This is a genomic window from Corynebacterium sp. NPDC104732 (assembly GCF_055583565.1).
Window position 1 is genome coordinate 69,305 of the sequence record NZ_JBVJNS010000003.1, and the last position, 18,456, is coordinate 87,760.

Sequence of the window (18,456 nt, forward strand, 5' to 3'; positions counted from 1 at the left end):
TCGAATTTCTGGCTCGATCTGGCCAAAACAGAACCACAAATTCGACAGCGGTTACACATCCAAGAAGCGAACATCCTTCGCATTACGCGTGATGAAGGAACGGCGAGCGGCGACGTCGTCACCCATGAGGATGGAGAACAGTTCGTCGGCACGCTGCGCGTCTTCCATGTCTACGCGACGCAGGATACGGATGGATGGGTCCATGGTGGTTTCCCACAGCTCGTTGGCGTTCATTTCGCCGAGGCCCTTGTAGCGCTGGATGCCGTCGTCGGTGTTGATCTTGCGGCCGGCTTCGAGGCCTTCGGCGAGTTGTTGATCGCGTTCGGCGTCGGAGTAGGCGAAGCCAGGATCGCCCTTGGCCCACTTGAGCTTATACAGCGGTGGCTGCGCGAGATAGACGTGGCCTTGGATGATCAGCTCTGGCATGAAGCGGAACAGCAGGGTGAGCAGCAGCGTTGCGATGTGCTGGCCGTCGACGTCGGCGTCGGCCATGAGCACGATCTTGTGGTAACGCAGCTTGGCGATGTCGAACTCGTCATTGATGCCGGTGCCGAGTGCAGTGATGATGGCCTGCACTTCGTTGTTTTTCAACACCTTATCCAGGCGGGCCTTTTCCACGTTCAGGATCTTGCCACGGAGCGGAAGGATGGCCTGGTACATGGAGTCGCGGCCGGACTTGGCGGAGCCACCTGCGGAGTCACCCTCCACGATGTACAGTTCGGACTTTACTGGATCCTTGGAACGGCAGTCCGCAAGCTTACCTGGCAGGCCGCCGAGGTCGGTGGCGGACTTACGTCGAATCAGGTCGCGGGCCTTGCGGGCAGCTTGGCGTGCGTGAGAGGAGGATACCGCCTTGGAGATGATGACCTTGGCCTCAGCAGGGTTGGCATCAAACCAGTCATGAAGGTGTTCGTTGGTGGCCTTCTGGACGAAGGACCGCACCTCAGTGTTGCCGAGCTTGGTCTTAGTCTGGCCTTCAAACTGTGGGTCAGACACCCGCACGGAGACCACGGCGGCAAGGCCTTCACGGCAGTCATCGCCGGTGAGATTAGGCTCCTTGTCCTTGAGGAGCTTGTGCTCACGGGCGTACTTGTTCATCAGGGAGGTCAGCGCAGCGCGGAAACCCTCCTCATGAGTACCCCCCTCGTGGGTGTTGATGGTGTTAGCGAAGGTGTGCACTGACTCGGAGAAGCCGGAGTTCCACTGCAATGCGATCTCTAGTTCGTGACCCTCCCCCTTAGCTTCGTAGGTGACGATGCTTGGGTGGACCGCGGTCTTCGTTTTATTGATGAATTTAACGTAGTCCTTCAGACCATCCGGGTAATGGAAAACAAGCTTCTTCTCTGTTTTCTTCGGCTTCTGCTCGGCCTGGGCGTCAACTTCTTCGAGAGAGACGGACTGGGCGGTGTCGCCTTCCTCAGCGATTTCTTCCAGTACGAGTTCTTCCTCGGTGACGCGCTTGTCCGTGAGGGTGATGGTCAGCCCCTTGTTCAGGAAGGCCATTTCCTGCAGGCGCTTGGAGATGGTTTCGAACTTGAAGGTGGTGGTCTCAAAGATTTCCGGGTCTGGCCAGAATCGAATGGTGGTGCCGGTGCCACGAGCTCCGCCACCTTCTTCCAGTGGTTCTGGAACGGCGTTGTTGAAGCGCTGGTACCAGTGCTTCCCATCACGTTTAATGTCGGCTTCCACTCGGGTGGACAGGGCGTTGACCACGGAGATACCCACGCCGTGCAAACCACCGGACACTGCGTAGGATTCGGAGTCGAACTTACCGCCGGCGTGCAGCTGGGTCATAACAACCTGGACGGTAGGAGCGCCAGAAGGGTGCATTTCCACTGGGATACCACGGCCATCGTCAACGACCTCGACCCCGCCATCCTTGAGCAGGGTGACATCGACGTGCGTGGCGTATCCCGCCATCGCCTCATCGACGGAGTTGTCAACTACTTCCCACACCAGATGGTGGAGGCCACGCTCACCGGTGGAACCGATGTACATGCCAGGGCGCTTACGGACAGCTTCAAGACCCTCAAGGATAGTGATCGATGAAGCGTCATATTCATGTTGCGCAGCCACGGGTCGCTAGCACTCCTTGCTCTAAAATTGCCGATAGACCCCTCTATCTTACACTGTGTGCTCCCCTACTGGGATGACGGACGCGAGTGCTCAGGGACGATTGTGGCGCCTTTTTGCTGATGCTTCAGAAAACTCACTGGTGTGGCCGGGCAAAAATCAGTTTCCTTCACCAAAACCAGCGCGGGGTTCCTTCTTGCCGATGATCGCCTCTAACTCGCTTATCCTCTTTTCCGCTTTACGTCTTCGGTCAGCTTGATACCAAGCCGAGTAGCCCAAAGCAGAAATGAATAACCCGTCGATAACATACAGCAGCACAGTCGAAATCAAGTCAATCACCTAGCTAGATGCAAATTTGTTTTGGCCATGTAGTAGATTCTGCCCAATTGATTAATCCCTGCCCGCCTTCAACTCCGATGGCTCCAATTGCGATCAGCACCTGTGCAGCAGGAAGTCCAATTATGGTACCTGATACTCCAGTAGCAGTTATAGCTGATACATAACCACCCGCTTTGAGATTCCAGCCGTAGGCAACAATCGCCCACTTAGGAATTGAAATGCAGGCCGCTCTCAAGGTTGCTGTGTTTGGACCGCTATTTAATGTGGTTTCACTGATTGCGCCCGTGGTACGTAGTTCCTCATAGGCGCGCATGGCTGCGGCGTACTCTTCTGGGGTTGCAGTCTGCCGATACTGCTCTTGAGCCTCACGCACAGCTTCGATATTCGATTGAGCCGGAACTTCAATCGCACTCGTTGGGGCAGCGACTGCAGCAGGTGAGGTCATACTCGACATGCTTGCTATACAGGCAATCACTAGCGCGGTTTTTTCCAAACATGGTTTCCTTCCTCAAAGGATAGCCGGTAATGAACATAAATATCATCACCTGCCACTGAACGCCATTCAATGATTGTTACCTACTCGTAATCAACCTGAAATCGCAACTTTATTTAGTTATCCGTAGGTATCCCGCGGCCCGCGGCCTTTCACATGCAGCGGTCCTTTGCGCCAGCTCGGTACGTTCGGACCAAAGATCTTCAGCTCCGCCACCACGTCCGGCCCGACGTGTTTTGCAATTTCCTGCAGGATTTGACGCTGCATAAGGCGCAGGTTTGTCGCCCACGCGGTGGAGTCGCATTGAATGAACAGTGCTTTGTCTTTCATCATCTGCACGCGCGTGTGCTGGGCGATTTTGTCGCCGACCAGCACATTCCAGTGCGAGAAAATCCAACCGCCGGCAATGTCTTTTTGCCAACCCCGGCTACGAATCTCGCCTTTGAGCACGTCGCTGAGGGTCTGAAAATTGTCGCGCCTGCGCAGCGGCCTGCCGTCTTTACCTGTGGGGATGCCGCGACGCCGCCCGGAAGCAGGCGCTTTACGACGCCCCTGCCCCTGCTTACTTAAGTCCGGCGCCTTCCCGGTTTTGAGTTTCGCCTGCTTGCGAACGTTTTCGAAGGCGGCCTGGATTGGGTCAATCGGCTCGCTCATAGTCCAACCTTGAAATTCTGCCGAGTTCCGGATCGTCGATCGCAGTCACTGTGTGGGTGGTGACATCAACCAGGTTTTCGGGTAAATCTCCATCCACGGCAGCGGTGATCAGCACTTGCTCTACATCTTGAGCGATCTGTACTAGTTTGGTGCGCCGTTTGGCGTCGAGCTCCGCGAAAACGTCGTCCAATATCAAAATGGGGTCAGAACCGGTGCCTTTGACCAGATAAAATTCGGCGATCCGCAACGAAAGCGCAAACGACCACGTCTCCCCGTGGCTGGCGAATCCTTTTGCGGGATCGTTACCCAAAATCAGCTCCAGGTCATCGCGATGCGGGCCTACTAATGACATTCCGCGGTCAATTTCCTTAGCACGCCGGACCCCAAGTTCCGCGAGCATCTCGGCTTCGATCACCGCCGGGTCTGTCCCGGAGACAGGCACGGTGGACTTGTAACTCACGGATGCGGGCCGGGATTCCGGGGCGATGGTGGAATAGGCCTTGGGTACTTCGTCCCGTAATTCGGCGACCAGCATGAGTCGGTGCGCAATCAACTGCGCCCCGAGGTGGGCAAGGTGGGAATCCCACACATCCAGCGTCGTTAAGGCGCTAGCCCCGTCTGCGTCGTCATACCCGCGGCGCAGCGCGGCACCCGCCGACTTCAATAGGGCATTGCGTTGCTTAACGACGCGCTCGTAGTCCGCTTTCACGCCCGCGAGCCGCGGCTGACGAGTGGCCAGGATCGTGTCTAAGTACTTGCGCCGCTCCGAGGGCTCACCCTTGACCAGGGCCAAATCCTCCGGGGCGAACAGCACCGTCTTGACCACTCCCAGCAGCTCGCGGGGGCTTTTCAGGCGAGTACGGTTAATCTGCGCCTGGTTGGCCCGATGGGCATTCACCAGCAAGTGCGCAGTCAGCTCACGGCCGTCATTGATCGCCGTCGCGGAAATCAGGGCGTTGTCTTGCCCAGATCGCACGAGCGGCGCATCGGTGGGAACCCGATGGCTCGACAGGTGTGCCGCGTACCCGACGGCCTCGACAATGTTCGTCTTTCCGTGGCCATTTCTGCCCACAAACACGGTCACGCCCGGCCCCAGCTCAAGCTCAAGCGTCGGCCATGAACGGAAATCCCGTAACTGCAGGTGACGAAGGTGCATTTAGCCCGGCAGGCGAACTGGCATCAACAAATAGGTGAAGTCCGTGGCTGGGGTCGGGAACTCACCATTGCCATCAGCCTCAGGCAACACCTCTGGCTCCGGAATCATGATCGCCGGGCGAGAAGGCTGCGTGAAACCGAAAACAACACGATTCGTGTTAATCACGGCTAGACCGTCCTTCAGATAACCCGGGTTAAACGCGATGTGCAGCGGTTCACCTGCAAAAGCACACGGAAGAACTTCCTCTGCATGGCCGGAGTCATTGCCACCTGCGTCCAGCACAACCTGGCCCTCGGAGAAGCTCATGCGGATCTGCGCGTTGCGGTCGGCGACGAGGGCGACGCGGCGGATGGCGTCGAGAAGCGGTGCAATCTCCACGCTGGCGATGGAGGTGTGAGACTTCGGCAGCAGCGGGCGGAAATTCGGGAAGTCCGCGTCGAGCATGCGCGTGGTGGTCTGGCGGGTGTCCGCATGAACACCAAACAAACCATCGCTACCGATCTGTTCATCGTTGCCCACCGCGATCTCAACAGGATCGTTGAGGCTGGTATCCAGGCTGCGGGCGTTTTCCAAGAGCGTCTTCGCTGGGATCAGCAACTTGGCTTCTACCTGCGGGTTCCGTGGAATCCAGTTGAAGCTGCGTACGGCAAGACGGAATCGGTCTGTAGCGGCCAGCAGTACATCTTCGCCGTGAACCTCAAAGTGGACGCCGGTGAGCATTGGGAGGGTTTCGTCGCGACCAGCAGCCGTAGCAACCTGGGTGACGGCCTCGGTGAAGAGCTTCGGGTCGATCGCACCGGTGACCTCAGGGAGGGCAGGGAGCTGCGGGTAATCATCGAGTGGAATGCTCGGCAGCTCGAAGCGAGAAGCACCACAGGAAAGCAACACCTTAGAGCCATCAACCGTGACATCAACAGGCTTGTTAGGCAACGTGCTGGTGATATCCGCGATCAGTTTACCGGCAACAGCAATGCGGCCATTTTGGGAAACCTCGGCAGAAATTCGTTGCTTGGTAGACACCTCATAGTCAAAGCCAGCAAGCTCAAGACCATCATCGTCTGCGGTGATCAGCATGCCACGGAGCACCGGCTGAGTTGGCTTCGACGGCAAGCTACGTGCAACCCAAGCCACCGCGCTAGCCAAATCGTCCTTGGCCACACGGAATGAAATTGATGTCTCCATGCTCGCTAAGTCTCCTTCAAAGTTTCGTAATTACACACAAAGCTACCTGGGAAGAGGAGCGAAGGTAAATCGAGCAGCCTCGGCCCGAGGTGCTTTCGAAGAACTATCCCCACGCCCTCTTTCTTCTTTAAGAATTACAAGTAAAAGAATGGTAACTACAGTAAGTCCTGTGCAAACTGTGGATAACTCGGGTTTTCCACAGCTCATCGCTTCAATCCTAGCGTGTGGATGGCATGTGAATGATCTGTGGATAACAATGGCCGGTTGGGGATACTTTTGCCAGTCGTTGGTTATCCACAAATGATCCACGTGTTCTTGCACAGATTTGCCGTAGTTTTGCACATGCCCGCTTGTGTGCTGTTTCACGGAATCACACTCTTGTAATTACACAGGTGTGGATAACATCTGTGGATAGTTTTTTGCGGCCAAGAATGCGCGGATAGCGATCGGTGGTTGCACAAAAAATCCCTATGCCTATTCATGCTCGCCACCTGGGCTTTTGCTTTGGATAGGCATAGGGATTAGTTCCAGCGACCGAATCGCTATCAGCAACCCGCTACTTGCGCTTCTTAATCGCCGAGGTCAGCGACTGGATCTGATCGTAAGTATCGCGCTTTTCGGTCATTTCCTTGTTGATCTTGCGCACCGCGTACATCACTGTCGTGTGATCCTTACCGCCGAAGTACTCGCCGATACGTGGCAAGGAAAGATCGGTGAGTTCGCGGCACAGGTACATGGCGATCTGACGCGCATGTGCCACCGCACGGGTCTTGCCGACGCCGGTGAGCGCATCAACGGTGACGTCGAAGTACTCGGCTGCCTGCTCAATGATGTGGTCAGCGCTGATTTCAACGTCGTCGGCGTCGGGCATGATGTCGCGCAGGGCGATCTCGGCGGTTTTGAGGTCGATTGGTTCTTTGATCAGCGAGGAATAGGCAGTGACGCGGATGAGGGCGCCTTCGAGTTCACGGATGGATGTCTCAAACCGGGATGCAATGAGCTCCAGAACTTCGTGATCGACGACGGTACCTTCGGACTGCGCCTTCTTGGACAAGATGGCCATCCGTGTTTCCAGGTCAGGCGGCTGAATGTCAGTAATGAGGCCGGCCTTGAATCGGGTGCGCAGCCGGTCGGTGAGGGTAGTTAGCTCCTTTGGTGGGCGGTCAGAGCTCAAGACGATCTGCTTGTCCGCCTGATGTAGCGCGTTGAAGGTGTGGAAGAACTCTTCCTGGGTGCCTTCCTTGCCCTCCAGGAACTGGATGTCATCAACCATGAGCACGTCCAGGTTGCGGTAGTTTCGCTTGAATTTTTCCTGACGGTCATCACGCACCGAGTTGATGTAGTCGTTGGTGAATTCCTCAGAGGACACGTATTTCACGCGCAGCCCAGGTTGCAGCACCTTTGCATAGTTACCGATGGCGTGCAGCAGGTGCGTTTTCCCGAGGCCGGATCCGCCCCAAATAAACAGCGGGTTGTAGGCCTGAGCCAGTGATTCCGAGACCGCCTTGGCGGCGGCGACTGGGAAACGGTTCGAGCTGCCGATCACAAAATTTTCGAAGGTGTACTTCGGATTCAGTGAGAGGTCTCGTTTGTCGGTGGACGGTGCTTCCCGCACGACAGGGGCCGGTTCAGGCGCGGGCGTATCGACGACCACCTCTTTCCAGTGATCCTGTTGCGCCGGCTTTTTCTCAAGCGGCAACTCGTGTTGATCAGGGTTATCTGGCTCCACGGATACGGCGAGCGAGAAGGGGCGACCCATTTTGCGCTGCAGGACGAGGCGGATGGCATCGCCGAGATCATTTTCGATCACGTCACGAGCCATGTTGTGTGGTGTGGAAATGATGGCGTAGCCCGGAATGAAAGAAATCGGCTTGACCAGAGCAAGGAATGCGCGCTGCTTAACGGTCAGCGGTGCCACGCCTGAGCCGGGTTCCTCGGCTAGGCGGGTGAGGTCTGCGACGATCTCATGCCACGTTGTTTGCAGATCATCTGAAATCTGGGTCACTTACATTCCTTTTTGCTACGCAGTTGTCCGATGGATGTGGTCGGACGGTTGTTCTTTTGGCGGTGGATAGGTTGTCCACATCATGAAATTGTCATTGTCCTGTGCTTCCACAGAGTTGTACACACCTGTGGATAACTTTTTACACCAAGTTATACACAGGATACGTCATAGCCTGTGGATAACTTTCATGGGGGTGGAAAACCTTGTGACCTGCATCTTTAGCGATGAAATTTTAAACTCTAAAGTTTTGGTCGAGAGTTATACACATTTTGGTTTACGCACAGGCTGTGAATGAAACGCGTATTTCTATACTTACTCGGCTCTCGCGCACCCTGTCTACATAGGGAAAATGCCCCACTCGGTAGTGAACATGCTACATGTGGATAACCGTGCAAAAACGCGTCCTACCAGCGCTCGAATTACAAAAATGTCATTCAAGGGGTAGTCATTTCCCCCGGCGTGTCGATTTGGTTCGCACCCAGCCATAGCGTAGGATTTCACCTGTCTGTCACATCACTAGATTTTGGTGTGCATAACGCCGGGTTTGTTCTTCAAGCCTGGCGGCTCGGAAGTTAGTCGGCCTGTGACGCGCCGCTTAGCTAAGCGTGTGCGACACATTTCAACGTCCGAGTTGTTAACAATCATCCAAACCAGGGTGACGTAAGGGCCACGGATTTTGAACAACTGGCGTCGTTAAGCGCGCCAGCCAATTTTTCGCAGCCATGACGTCTCCCGATCAGAACTTTAGGAGTGTAACCGTGGCAAAGGGCAAGCGGACGTTCCAGCCGAACAACCGTCGTCGTGCACGTGTTCACGGCTTCCGTACTCGTATGCGTACCCGTTCCGGTCGCGCAATCGTTGCGGCTCGTCGTAGCAAGGGCCGTGCAAAGCTGACCGCGTAATTTACAAGAGTGCTCCCTCAGCAGTTCAAGCTGGACTCTGCCGAGTTCCGGCGCGTAGTGCGTAAGGGACGCCGGACGGGAACCAAAACGGTTGTCGTCCATCTTGTGATCGCGGATCAGAGTGAGTTTGTCCGTTTCGGCGGACCTCACTTCGGTCTCATCGTTTCCAAAGCCGTCGGTAATTCGGTCGTCAGACACCGAACCTACCGACGGCTTCGGCATGTGTGCCATCACCTTTCGGGAACTATCCCCGCTGGCTGTGACGTTGTCATTAGGGCGCTGCCACGCGCCGGCCACGCAACCAGCAAGGAGCTCATGGACGATGTGCAGTACGCACTCACCAAACTCACCCGCAACTAAAGCGCTGCTGCGCCTGGTGTTGGTATACCAAAAGTACATCTCGCCACTTAAGATGGGTTCTACCTGTCGTTTTGAGCCAACGTGCAGCGCGTATGCACTCGATGCACTGAAGGAACACGGAGCCGTGAAAGGTACCGTAATGTCCCTAGTGCGGCTTTCTAAATGTGGGCCCTGGCATCCGGGCGGATTTGACCCCGTCCGCCCAAGCAAAACCAAAAGGAGTTAAGACTCACAGTGCTCAATTTCATCTATTGGCCGATTTCCTTTGTGCTGTGGTTCTGGCACAAAGTATTTTCTTTTGTGCTCGACCCCGGATCCGGTATCACCTGGGTCCTGGCCATCATCTTCCTGACCTTCACCATCCGTATCCTGCTGGTGAAGCCGATCATCAACCAGATGCGTTCCGGTCGCAAGATGCAGGAAATGCAGCCACTGATGCAGGAAATTCGCCAGAAGTACAAGAACGACCAGCAGAAGATGATGGAGGAGACGCGCAAGCTCCAAAAGGAGATGGGCGTCAACCCAATCGCAGGTTGCTTGCCACTACTGGTGCAGATGCCGGTGTTCATTGGCCTGTTCCACGTGCTGCGCTCCTTCAACCGCACCGGTACCGGCGCGGGACAGCTGGGGATGTCCATTGAGGAAAACCGCAACACCGCCAACTACTTCTTCAAGCCAGAAGATGTGCAGTCCTTCCTGGATGCGAAACTGTTCGGTGTGCCACTGTCTTCGTACATCTCGATGCCGGCAGAGCAGTACGCTGCCTTCCCCGGCGCCGATCTGAGCAAGCTGAAGATCGCCATGGTTGCGGCTCCGCTGATCGTGCTGACGGTGCTCGCCACGCACTTCAATGCTCGGATGTCGCTGGAACGTCAGAAAGCGCGCATTGCCTCCGGTAAGCAGAAGGCCCCTGCTAATGACATGATGGCGTCTCAAATGGACATGATGAACAAGATGATGCTCTGGTTCATGCCAGCCACGATTTTGTTCACTGGTGTGCTGTGGCACATCGGTCTGCTGTGCTACATGGGCGCCAACAACATCTGGACTTACTTCCAGATGAAGTACGTCTTTGACAAGATGGACAAGGAAGAAGAAGCAGAGATCGAGGCTAAAAAGGCAGCAAAGCGAGCGTCCGCCCCGAAGCCAGGTCAGCGACCCAACAACCCGAAGAAGAAACGCAAGTAAGCTTCCACCACATGCCACCCGCAAGGGTGGCTTTTTTCATGCCACAGTAGAGTGAGAAGAGCAAGAAAGGATGTTTCACGTGAAACCAGCGGATGTGTTCGGGGATCGCCTCGAATTGGCGGAAAAGTACCACGATCTCCTCGCGACAGACGGCTCTACCAGGGGCTTCATCGGCCCCCGTGAGGTGCCTAGGCTCTGGGAGCGCCACATCCTCAACTGTGCCGTGGCGCAGGAGGCGATCCCACATGGGGTGACCGTCGCCGATGTCGGTTCCGGTGCTGGTCTTCCGGGTATTCCCCTCGCGATCGCACGTCCTGACCTGAATATCATTCTGATCGAGCCACTGCTAAAGCGCTCCGTGTTCCTGGGGGAGGTCGTCGAGAAGCTCGGCCTTGACAACGTGACCGTCATCCGCGGCCGCGCCGAAGAAAAGGCCGTGCGGGCGCAGGTGGGGCTTGTCGACGTCGTGACGTCGCGCGCCGTCGCTCCCCTAGGGCGGCTCGCCGGATGGTCCCTCCCGCTGGTAAAAAAGGGCGGCAGGATGATTGCTCTCAAAGGATCCTCGGTGGCGGAAGAGCTGCAGCGGGACGCGAAAGAGGTCAAAAAGGCTGGCGGCGGGCTCGCGGAGATCCGCATTGTGGGCCAGGCACACCTGGAAGAGCCAACGACCCTCATCATCGTGCCGCGGATCAAGTAGGATAAAAAGGCCAAAATTTTGGGAAGGGAAATGTGAATGGACGAGCAGTTCTGGGACGACACACCAATTGCCGCCGCAGCTAGGCGGGCAGCGAAGGTGATGACGCCAAACGCACTGTCACTCCCCCGCCCCGAGGTGCCTCGCACCATCACCATTGCGAACCAAAAAGGCGGAGTAGGTAAAACTACCTCATCAGTGAACCTCGCCGCCGGACTGGCACTACACGGGCTGAAAGTGCTGGTCGTGGACCTGGATCCGCAAGGTAACGCATCCACCGCGCTCGGCGTTGAACACCGATCCGGGGTGCTGTCCTCCTACGAGATGCTCATCGGGGAATGCACCGCGGCCGAAGCCATGCAGAAATCCACCTTCAACGACAATCTCTTCTGCATCCCCGCCACCATTGACCTCGCCGGCTCCGAAATCGAGCTGGTGTCTATGGTGCGACGCGAATACCGGCTTGCCGACGCCCTCGCCACCCTCGATGGCTTCGACTACGTGATTATTGACTGCCCGCCGTCGTTAGGCCTGCTCACCATCAACGCCATGACCGCGGTGAACGAAGTCATCATTCCCATCCAGGCGGAGTACTACGCGCTGGAAGGCGTGGGTCAGCTGCTGAACAACATCACCATGATCCGGCAGCACCTCAACCCCAAGCTGCACATCAGCGCGATCTTGCTGACCATGTACGACGCTCGCACTAAACTCGCCGAGCAAGTGGCCAACGAAGTCCGGGAACACTTCGGCCCCGTGGTGCTGCGCAACATGATCCCGCGTTCCGTGAAGGTTTCCGAAGCGCCAGGATACGGGCAAACCGTGCTGCAATACGACCCCGGTTCGCGCGGCGCACTCGCCTACCTCGATGCAGCGAAGGAACTCGCGACCAGGGGCGATTACCTGCCCACCGAAGAATCCGGACCCATCGGACAACAGCCAGAAGGAGAAAAGTAGTGGCGAACGAAACTCGTAAAGGTGGCCTCGGCCGCGGACTCGCCGCACTGATCCCGAGCACCCCGGAAGAAAAACCACGCCTGACCAGCTCTGCTGCCGACATTATTCTGGGCAACGGATCCACACCCGCGCAACAGGCGGGCCAGCAACAGGCGACTTCGGAAACGTCCTTCGGCGCAACCTACCGCGAAATCCCCCTCCGGGACATTCGCCCGAATCCCCGCCAGCCACGCCAGGTATTCGACCCCGAGGCTTTGGCTGAGCTCGTGCACTCCATCAAGGAGTTCGGACTCATGCAGCCCATCGTCGTTCGCGAGAAGGACAGTGGCTACGAGATCATCATGGGTGAACGCCGCTGGCGCGCGGCCGGCAAAGCGGGATTGCATAAGATCCCGGCGATCGTCCGGGAAACCGATGATGGCGAGATGCTCCGCGATGCACTGCTGGAAAACATCCACCGCGCGCAGCTCAACCCGCTGGAAGAAGCGGCCGCGTATCAGCAGTTGTTGGAAGAATTCGGCGTCACCCAAGCCGAACTCGCTGCCCGGATCGGACGGTCCCGTCCGCTGATCACCAACATGATTCGCCTGCTGGCACTCCCGGTGGATGTGCAGCGCAAGGTAGCCGCGGGCGTGCTGTCTGCGGGGCATGCGCGCGCCCTCCTGGGCCTCAAGGCTGGTGCTCAGGCCCAGTCCGAGCTCGCCACCCGCATTGTGGCCGAGGGGCTGTCGGTACGTGCCACGGAAGAAGCCGTCACTCTGCTCAACCGTGGTGAGGAACCGGCCCCGAAGCAGCGCACCAAGGCCCCAGCGCCAGCCTTTGCCACTGAGGCCGCTGACCGCCTCGGCGACCGCTTTGACACCAAGGTGTCCGTCTCTGTGGGCAAGCGCAAGGGCAAGATCGTGCTGGAATTCGGCGACCGCGATGACTTCGACCGCATCATGGGCTTGCTGGAGGGCTAATGCGCATTGAGCCGGTGTCACTGTCGAACGTGCATCCGGCCTGTCTGCGTTCCGCGTTCTGGGAGGCCGGCTCCGCAGCAACTGACGTGGCCATGACCAAGGAGCTGTGGCTGAGCAACACCCTGATGACCTATGGCACCTGCGGGTTTGCCATCCCAGACGTAGCTACCATCCTCTTCGCTCCCCCAGTTTTGCTGCCGGGAGTGTTAGAGATGCCCAGTGGCCCGGTCTCCCCCGACGCCACCGTGCTCAGCTCACTGTTTGGCTCGCGGCTCACCGAGGGCGCGCACACTGTGCTTATCGACGCCTGCCTCACCCACCTCCTTGCCGCCGACATCCCCGCCGTTGAGGCCTTCGGTTGGCGCTCCGGTTCCACTTACGGACCTATCGGACTCATCCCCGAATCCGCCCTGTTAGCAGCGGGTTTTTGGGTGGTCGCCGACCACGATGAGGTGCCACGGCTTCGTATCGAACTGCCACCCGTCGATGGGTTGCTCACTGCCGCGGAAGTGTCGGAGTTGTTGGCGGTGGCCGTGGTGTGAGGGGCACCGAGTTTGTCCTTTTGCGACATCGAAAAGCTGCCACTGCTCGTCAATCGGATGAGTCAGTTTCACGCTGCCTATCAACTCCCGAATTAGATCGAACTTGCAGCGCGAGACGTCCAATAATACGTCTGCAGCCCCGGAAGATACCGCGCTACAGAGGATGGGTTGACATGGCCTGCTATCCTTGTTTATAGCTCATCAACCAGGATGTTGAAGGAGTATCTGGGGCCGTTCGCTACGCGGGCGGCCCTTGCTTTTCCTTCCAAAATTCGTCATGCTCGGCTCTAAACTTTGCGCGACGACGGGTTTGCTTTACGTAGTATGCCGTGATGATAAGAGCATACTTAGGACGTTCCTCAATGAACAGAACGTATTCGAATCCTTCAGTAGCTAGACCATACCTGCGGCCTCGCCAGCGTGGGTCAGGGCTAACCCACCAATAGATGTGGTTCTCGCGGTTAGGAAAATCTTGATTGAAGGCCTCCACCATCGGACGAATCCAACCAATCCGACGGCAACGTTCGATTTCAACATTACGCTCAGTGTCGGTTTGACTCCCACCGCTAATGAGATGCCAGAAGCTCGCGTAACGTCCATCGACTTCTTCATAACGGCGGAAACTTACACGGCAGCCTGCCGTTTTCCAATAAAGAGGTCGATGAATCAATGTCTTTAGGAAGGTATTGAAGAGCGAATCTAGGTATTCATCGCACGTCATTTGTCCTGGATTGAAGACTTCCGTTGGTTCGAGATGGATCACAGATGCTACTCCTGTGGGTTCCAACGAAAGACGTTGAACTTTGTTTCCGTGAGTAACGTTGTCTGAGTCAATTTTAGCCCTGACCGTTCCTGGACCCGATGTAGAACGCGTGTTTTTGCCTCACTGTCGAGCTGAGCACGGCTGGCGTAATTGACACAACCCAGCAGTAAATCTGACAACTGGAGGAGACCGACATGGTGAGACTCAACGATTTGAATTCGCTGTACGATCCTGCGGTCAAAATCGTACATCGAATTCGATATCACCTCTTTGAGCTTCGCGACCTTTCCCGCGCCTCGAGTATCCTTCTTATCGAGGTAGATAAACGCCCTGCCAGAAGATGGGATGACGTTGCGTATCAGCAGGAACATCATTTTGTAGTACCAGTCATCGTGTGTCTGACGGAATCGCTGATGGTCAAGCTCAGCTTTGGGGGCAATAACACAACGGAAACCTAGATCGTCGTCATCGAAGAAATAATCAATAACATCCAAGTAGAAATCCAGTTTGGATGGAGAAATTTTGTTCCACTTGATCTCGAAGTAGCTTGGAAGATCATGCTTCCTCCGCAAATCTCTCAGTCGCGAGGCTGCTTCCTTCGTTTTTTCTGTTGGGCAAGCGATGGCACCGAGAACCATGAAGGGCATACCATCACCCGGCAGGTGAGTACTTTCGTCGCAGTATATATTTAGGTCACCGTTCACGAAGCAGAACTTCCTTTCATGATTGTGACCAATTCTAACCGCAACCGGCACACGTAGCTGATGTGCCGCCTCCCCGCTTTGCCAGCCCCGGGCGTCGGTAAGCATGCGAAGACATGAGGTTGCATAAACTTGGTGCTCGTGGGGCATCCTTCTGAACTTTCTCGCCGCGGTTTCCTTGCTGCCGGCCTCGCTTTGCCCGTCATGGCAGTGGCTGGCTGCACGCTGCAGACCGAGCGTCGTGGCGCCACCATGAACCCGACTGCAAGCAGTACGACGAGCGCGGCGCCACCAACTCAGACCCTGCTACCGGAAGTAGATATCATTGCGCGCTACGAGCACGCGGGCGCGCACGCCTGGGGACTTGATGTGCCAGGCATCGTGCGCACGATGCCTCCCGAGGCGAAGACGATTGCGCTGACCTTCGATGCCTGTGGCGGGCCAAAAGGATCACGCATCGATGAGGCTCTGCTTGCTACGCTGCAGGAACAAAACGTCCCCGCCACGCTGTTTTGGAACAAACGGTGGATTGATGCCAACCCGCGGCGAGCCCAAGAAATCGCTGCTCATCCCCTGTTTCAGATCGAAAACCACGGGACCTCGCACAAACCCTTGTCGGTCAATGGTCGGTCGGCTTATGGCATTGCGGGGACAGCAAATGTTGCGGAGCTCGTCGAGGAAATCGAAGGAAATCGGCGGTTCCTGCGTGAGTTTTTGGGCGTCGAGTCGAAATGGTTCCGCTCTGGCACTGCGCATTACGACGACATCGCCGTGCGGATTGCGCGCGACTTGGGGGTAGCTATTGCCGGCTTTTCCGTTAATGGGGATGCCGGGGCAACCCTCGCTGCGCGCGCGGTGACCAAATCTTTGACGCACAGTGGCCCTGGCGCGATTGCAATCATGCATATGAACCAGCCAGGGCACGGTACTGCCGAAGGAGTTCGAGCAGCAATACCGCAGCTTCGCGAGGCCGGATTTACTTTCGTGCAGCTAGGGGACGTATCCCGCTAAAGGCAGCAGGCCGTCCCGAAACCTACATGTCCTCGGCCGCCAACAGTTCTGTGAACTTGAAGGTACCGGTGGGCTGATCGTCCTCGTCCAGCAGGTACAGGCGCTTCACAGCAACCACCACGGCTTCCGCGATGGCATCTCGCTTCTTAGGGTCTGTCAGGATCGCAACGTCAGTCGGGTTCGTCAGGTAACCGCACACCAGCTCGATGGTTGGCATTTTGGACATTCGCAGAATCTCCCAGGTGCGGGCGTGGTTCCCACAGTTCACCAGGCCAGTGCGGGCCACTACTTCGCGCTGCACATAGCCCGACAGCATCTCACCTGTGAGCGACGTTGCCCCGATTTCCGAACCAAAGTAGAACGTCGCCGCGCCACCAGCTTTCTCATTGGGGTAAGAATCGCACTGCAGGTTAATCAACAAATCCGCCCCGAAGGCGTTAGCGATGTCAGCGCGCTGTTTAGTGGAAGGGTCACTGTGCCGGGGGCGCGACAAAATTGCTTCCATCCCGGCCGCGATCATGCGACCTTCAATCCGGGTAGCGAGATCCCACAGGATCTCTTCCTCCGAGATCGTCCCAAATTTGCCCTGCACCACCTGACCGGTGTGCTCACCACCAAGGTGCGGGTCAATAACCACTCGCTTACCGGCCAACTTCGGGCCAGCTTTACGGACCTGCTCTCGTTCCGAAATAGCTTGCTTGGAACCGCCCTTAATACGGCGCCCCAGCAGCCCGAGCGCCCGAACCGTGTCAGGGCCCGTGATGCCATCCTCATTCAGACCGTAGTTCAGCTGGTAGGACTTCACTGCCAGGTACGTGGCTTCACCGTAATGGCCGTCGATACGCTGCGCATAAAACCCCAAGTCCTGCAGCTGGGTCTGGAGCTGGGCAACATCGTCGCCCACCATCACGTTCCCGGGCTGGAAAATGAGGACGCGATTACCTAGCTTGTACGATGCTTCGCGCAGAAGTCGCAGCAGCCTTTCCCTGATGATGCCATCAGCGAGGATTCCTCTGCTCTGCTGAAACGCGCGAACAGCGGAGGCGAGTTCCTCATCAAAGATGGTGTCCGCCTCAGAATATTGCTGGGAAGACTCCGGGACCAGGTTTACGTCGAAGGTCGGCAACAAGCCCAGGCCCGCCAAAATGGTTCGGACCTCGGCTACCCGAGGGCTCTTATCGCCAACCCGCAACAGATCGGACAACGCTTTACTCTCCCCTTACAGTTGTGCCTGAAGCTTGGCCACAATATCGCTCTTAGAGCGCACCCCAACGAACTCATCGACCTTCTTGCCGTCCTTGAAAATCATGACAGCAGGAATAGACATGATTTGGAACATCGCGCCCAACGTACGCTCGTTATCCACGTTCACTTTCGCAATGGTAACAGCGTCTCCCAGCTCCTCAGCAACCTGCTCCAGAACTGGGCCGAGTTTCTTACACGGCCCGCACCACTCGGCCCAAAAATCCACCAGCACAGGCTTGGAAGACTCGATCACAGTGCTACGGAAGGTATCCGAAGTTACATCGACAATCACAACAAAACTCCTTACAGGCTCGCCAGGTAATGCTCGGCATCAATCGCTGCGCGGCAGCCAGCACCCGCAGCCGTAATGGCCTGCTGGTAGTGGCTATCCACTATGTCACCGGCCGCGAACACACCGGGGATGTTGGTGTGGGTCGAAGGCTCCGCGACCGTGATGTAGCCGACATCGTCTGTGGCGACGTCCGGCTGCACCAACGCAGAACGAGGGTCATGCCCGATGGCCACAAACATCGCGGTGACTGGAAGCTCAGAGACTTCGCCAGTGACGGTGTCAGTAAGCTCCAAGCCTTCCACTGAAGAGGTGCCCACAACGCGCGACACGACTTTGTTCGTAGCAAATTTGATCTTTTCGTTAGCTTTCGCCCGCTCCAACATGATTGCGGATGCTCGGAACTCTTCTCGGCGGTGCACAATCGTCACGGATTTCGCGAACTTAGTGAGGAACGTTGCCTCCTCCATCGCAGAATCGCCACCACCGATCACGGCGATATCGTGATCCTTGAAGAAGAAACCGTCGCACGTTGCGCAGGACGACACGCCACGACCGAGCAGCTCCTGCTCACCTGGGACGTTCAGATAACGTGGCGCCGCACCCATCGCGAGAATGACGGCCCGGGCCTGGTACTCCTCATTGCCCACATACAGCTTCTTGATATCCCCCGAAAGGTCTACCCGATCCACGATCTCCATGAGCAGCTGCGTACCGAATCGCTCGGCCTGGTTGCGCATCTGATCCATGAGTTCTGGTCCCATGATTCCCTCGGCAAAGCCAGGGAAATTCTCCACCTCGGTGGTTGTCATCAGTGAGCCACCGTACTCGATGCCTTCGAACATGATCGGCTTAAGCTCAGCGCGAGCCGCGTAGATTGCTGCGGTATAGCCCGCGGGGCCAGAGCCGATGATTGCCACGTCATGGATTTCAGTCATGG

Annotated in this window: 21 protein-coding genes; 9 read left to right on the top strand and 12 right to left on the bottom strand. The window is 56.8% G+C overall.

The features are described 5' to 3' along the window. Positions 1 to 51: 51 nt before the first annotated feature. The 7 genes from gyrB to dnaA form a co-directional block, all read right to left on the bottom strand. Positions 52 to 2,076, bottom strand: coding sequence for a DNA topoisomerase (ATP-hydrolyzing) subunit B (gyrB, locus tag ACZ6ZO_RS03380; RefSeq protein WP_182385099.1), 2,025 nt, complete (start codon positions 2,074 to 2,076; stop codon positions 52 to 54). 156 nt (positions 2,077 to 2,232) lie between these two features. Beyond that, entirely contained in the window at positions 2,233 to 2,403 is a 171-nt protein-coding gene (locus tag ACZ6ZO_RS03385; RefSeq protein WP_465290552.1) for a hypothetical protein, read from the bottom strand. Between the two features lie 13 nt (positions 2,404 to 2,416). Further along, entirely contained in the window at positions 2,417 to 2,857 is a 441-nt protein-coding gene (locus tag ACZ6ZO_RS03390) for a hypothetical protein (protein WP_465290554.1), read from the bottom strand. A 168-nt stretch (positions 2,858 to 3,025) separates the two neighbouring features. Continuing rightward, positions 3,026 to 3,559, bottom strand: coding sequence for a DciA family protein (locus ACZ6ZO_RS03395; RefSeq protein WP_182385097.1), 534 nt, complete (start codon positions 3,557 to 3,559; stop codon positions 3,026 to 3,028). Further along, entirely contained in the window at positions 3,543 to 4,715 is a 1,173-nt protein-coding gene (recF, locus tag ACZ6ZO_RS03400; protein ID WP_465290556.1) for a DNA replication/repair protein RecF, read from the bottom strand. Before recF ends, ACZ6ZO_RS03395 begins: the two co-directional genes overlap by 17 nt. Then, positions 4,716 to 5,897: a DNA polymerase III subunit beta gene (gene dnaN, locus ACZ6ZO_RS03405; RefSeq protein WP_465290558.1), complete on the bottom strand. Its 1,182-nt coding sequence runs from the start codon at positions 5,895 to 5,897 to the stop codon at positions 4,716 to 4,718. Between the two features lie 556 nt (positions 5,898 to 6,453). Further along, positions 6,454 to 7,902 carry a chromosomal replication initiator protein DnaA gene (dnaA, locus tag ACZ6ZO_RS03410; protein WP_182385094.1) on the bottom strand — a complete coding sequence of 483 codons (1,449 nt, stop codon included), beginning with the start codon at positions 7,900 to 7,902 and terminating at the stop codon, positions 6,454 to 6,456. Between the two features lie 758 nt (positions 7,903 to 8,660). On the opposite strand from dnaA, the gene rpmH reads away from it, so the two are divergent. From rpmH to ACZ6ZO_RS03450, 8 genes are all read left to right on the top strand, one after another. Continuing rightward, positions 8,661 to 8,804: a 50S ribosomal protein L34 gene (rpmH, locus tag ACZ6ZO_RS03415; RefSeq protein WP_182385093.1), complete on the top strand. Its 144-nt coding sequence runs from the start codon at positions 8,661 to 8,663 to the stop codon at positions 8,802 to 8,804. Positions 8,805 to 8,813: 9 nt separating this feature from the next. Then, positions 8,814 to 9,164 (top strand): ribonuclease P protein component, encoded by a 351-nt coding sequence (gene rnpA, locus ACZ6ZO_RS03420; RefSeq protein ID WP_182385092.1) that lies wholly within the window; start codon positions 8,814 to 8,816, stop codon positions 9,162 to 9,164. Then, on the top strand, positions 9,127 to 9,390 hold the full coding sequence (gene yidD / locus ACZ6ZO_RS03425) for a membrane protein insertion efficiency factor YidD (protein WP_182385091.1): 264 nt from the start codon (positions 9,127 to 9,129) through the stop codon (positions 9,388 to 9,390). Before rnpA ends, yidD begins: the two co-directional genes overlap by 38 nt. An 8-nt stretch (positions 9,391 to 9,398) precedes the next feature. Continuing rightward, positions 9,399 to 10,352 carry a membrane protein insertase YidC gene (gene yidC, locus ACZ6ZO_RS03430; protein ID WP_465290562.1) on the top strand — a complete coding sequence of 318 codons (954 nt, stop codon included), beginning with the start codon at positions 9,399 to 9,401 and terminating at the stop codon, positions 10,350 to 10,352. Between the two features lie 70 nt (positions 10,353 to 10,422). Next, positions 10,423 to 11,049, top strand: coding sequence for a 16S rRNA (guanine(527)-N(7))-methyltransferase RsmG (gene rsmG / locus ACZ6ZO_RS03435; protein WP_465290564.1), 627 nt, complete (start codon positions 10,423 to 10,425; stop codon positions 11,047 to 11,049). 36 nt (positions 11,050 to 11,085) lie between these two features. Continuing rightward, positions 11,086 to 12,003, top strand: a complete 918-nt coding sequence (locus ACZ6ZO_RS03440; protein ID WP_208768362.1) for a ParA family protein — start codon at positions 11,086 to 11,088, stop codon at positions 12,001 to 12,003. Continuing rightward, positions 12,003 to 12,965, top strand: a complete 963-nt coding sequence (locus tag ACZ6ZO_RS03445; protein ID WP_182385087.1) for a ParB/RepB/Spo0J family partition protein — start codon at positions 12,003 to 12,005, stop codon at positions 12,963 to 12,965. The genes ACZ6ZO_RS03440 and ACZ6ZO_RS03445 overlap by 1 nt, the downstream gene beginning before the upstream one ends. Further along, positions 12,965 to 13,507 (top strand): hypothetical protein, encoded by a 543-nt coding sequence (locus tag ACZ6ZO_RS03450; RefSeq protein ID WP_182385086.1) that lies wholly within the window; start codon positions 12,965 to 12,967, stop codon positions 13,505 to 13,507. The genes ACZ6ZO_RS03445 and ACZ6ZO_RS03450 overlap by 1 nt, the downstream gene beginning before the upstream one ends. 238 nt (positions 13,508 to 13,745) lie before the next feature. Here the strand turns inward: ACZ6ZO_RS03450 and ACZ6ZO_RS03455 are convergent, their stop codons facing one another. After that, positions 13,746 to 14,270 (bottom strand): hypothetical protein, encoded by a 525-nt coding sequence (locus ACZ6ZO_RS03455; RefSeq protein WP_182385085.1) that lies wholly within the window; start codon positions 14,268 to 14,270, stop codon positions 13,746 to 13,748. Positions 14,271 to 14,275: 5 nt separating this feature from the next. Further along, entirely contained in the window at positions 14,276 to 15,079 is an 804-nt protein-coding gene (locus tag ACZ6ZO_RS03460; protein ID WP_182385084.1) for a DUF3800 domain-containing protein, read from the bottom strand. Between the two features lie 33 nt (positions 15,080 to 15,112). On the opposite strand from ACZ6ZO_RS03460, the gene ACZ6ZO_RS03465 reads away from it, so the two are divergent. Beyond that, positions 15,113 to 15,982, top strand: a complete 870-nt coding sequence (locus tag ACZ6ZO_RS03465) for a polysaccharide deacetylase family protein (protein WP_465290568.1) — start codon at positions 15,113 to 15,115, stop codon at positions 15,980 to 15,982. 22 nt (positions 15,983 to 16,004) lie between these two features. Here the strand turns inward: ACZ6ZO_RS03465 and ACZ6ZO_RS03470 are convergent, their stop codons facing one another. From ACZ6ZO_RS03470 to trxB, 3 genes are read right to left on the bottom strand one after another with little or no spacing between them, the layout of a single operon-like run. Further along, positions 16,005 to 17,186 (bottom strand): N-acetylmuramoyl-L-alanine amidase, encoded by a 1,182-nt coding sequence (locus tag ACZ6ZO_RS03470; RefSeq protein ID WP_465290570.1) that lies wholly within the window; start codon positions 17,184 to 17,186, stop codon positions 16,005 to 16,007. 15 nt (positions 17,187 to 17,201) lie between these two features. After that, positions 17,202 to 17,519 (bottom strand): thioredoxin, encoded by a 318-nt coding sequence (gene trxA, locus ACZ6ZO_RS03475; RefSeq protein WP_182385082.1) that lies wholly within the window; start codon positions 17,517 to 17,519, stop codon positions 17,202 to 17,204. Positions 17,520 to 17,530: 11 nt separating this feature from the next. Next, positions 17,531 to 18,454: a thioredoxin-disulfide reductase gene (trxB, locus tag ACZ6ZO_RS03480; RefSeq protein WP_465290572.1), complete on the bottom strand. Its 924-nt coding sequence runs from the start codon at positions 18,452 to 18,454 to the stop codon at positions 17,531 to 17,533. Positions 18,455 to 18,456 lie beyond the last annotated feature (2 nt).

What these genes read in the sequence shown, in the direction of transcription:
- ACZ6ZO_RS03390 (WP_465290554.1), bottom strand. Translation starts at nt 2,857, where the DNA reads ATGACCTCACCTGCTGCAGTCGCTGCCCCAACGAGTGCGATTGAAGTT.
- ACZ6ZO_RS03395 (WP_182385097.1), bottom strand. Translation starts at nt 3,559, where the DNA reads ATGAGCGAGCCGATTGACCCAATCCAGGCCGCCTTCGAAAACGTTCGC.
- recF (WP_465290556.1), bottom strand. Translation starts at nt 4,715, where the DNA reads ATGCACCTTCGTCACCTGCAGTTACGGGATTTCCGTTCATGGCCGACG.
- dnaN (WP_465290558.1), bottom strand. Translation starts at nt 5,897, where the DNA reads ATGGAGACATCAATTTCATTCCGTGTGGCCAAGGACGATTTGGCTAGC.
- yidD (WP_182385091.1), top strand. Translation starts at nt 9,127, where the DNA reads ATGTGCAGTACGCACTCACCAAACTCACCCGCAACTAAAGCGCTGCTG.
- rsmG (WP_465290564.1), top strand. Translation starts at nt 10,423, where the DNA reads ATGTTTCACGTGAAACCAGCGGATGTGTTCGGGGATCGCCTCGAATTG.
- ACZ6ZO_RS03440 (WP_208768362.1), top strand. Translation starts at nt 11,086, where the DNA reads ATGGACGAGCAGTTCTGGGACGACACACCAATTGCCGCCGCAGCTAGG.
- ACZ6ZO_RS03450 (WP_182385086.1), top strand. Translation starts at nt 12,965, where the DNA reads ATGCGCATTGAGCCGGTGTCACTGTCGAACGTGCATCCGGCCTGTCTG.
- ACZ6ZO_RS03460 (WP_182385084.1), bottom strand. Translation starts at nt 15,079, where the DNA reads ATGCTTACCGACGCCCGGGGCTGGCAAAGCGGGGAGGCGGCACATCAG.
- trxB (WP_465290572.1), bottom strand. Translation starts at nt 18,454, where the DNA reads ATGACTGAAATCCATGACGTGGCAATCATCGGCTCTGGCCCCGCGGGC.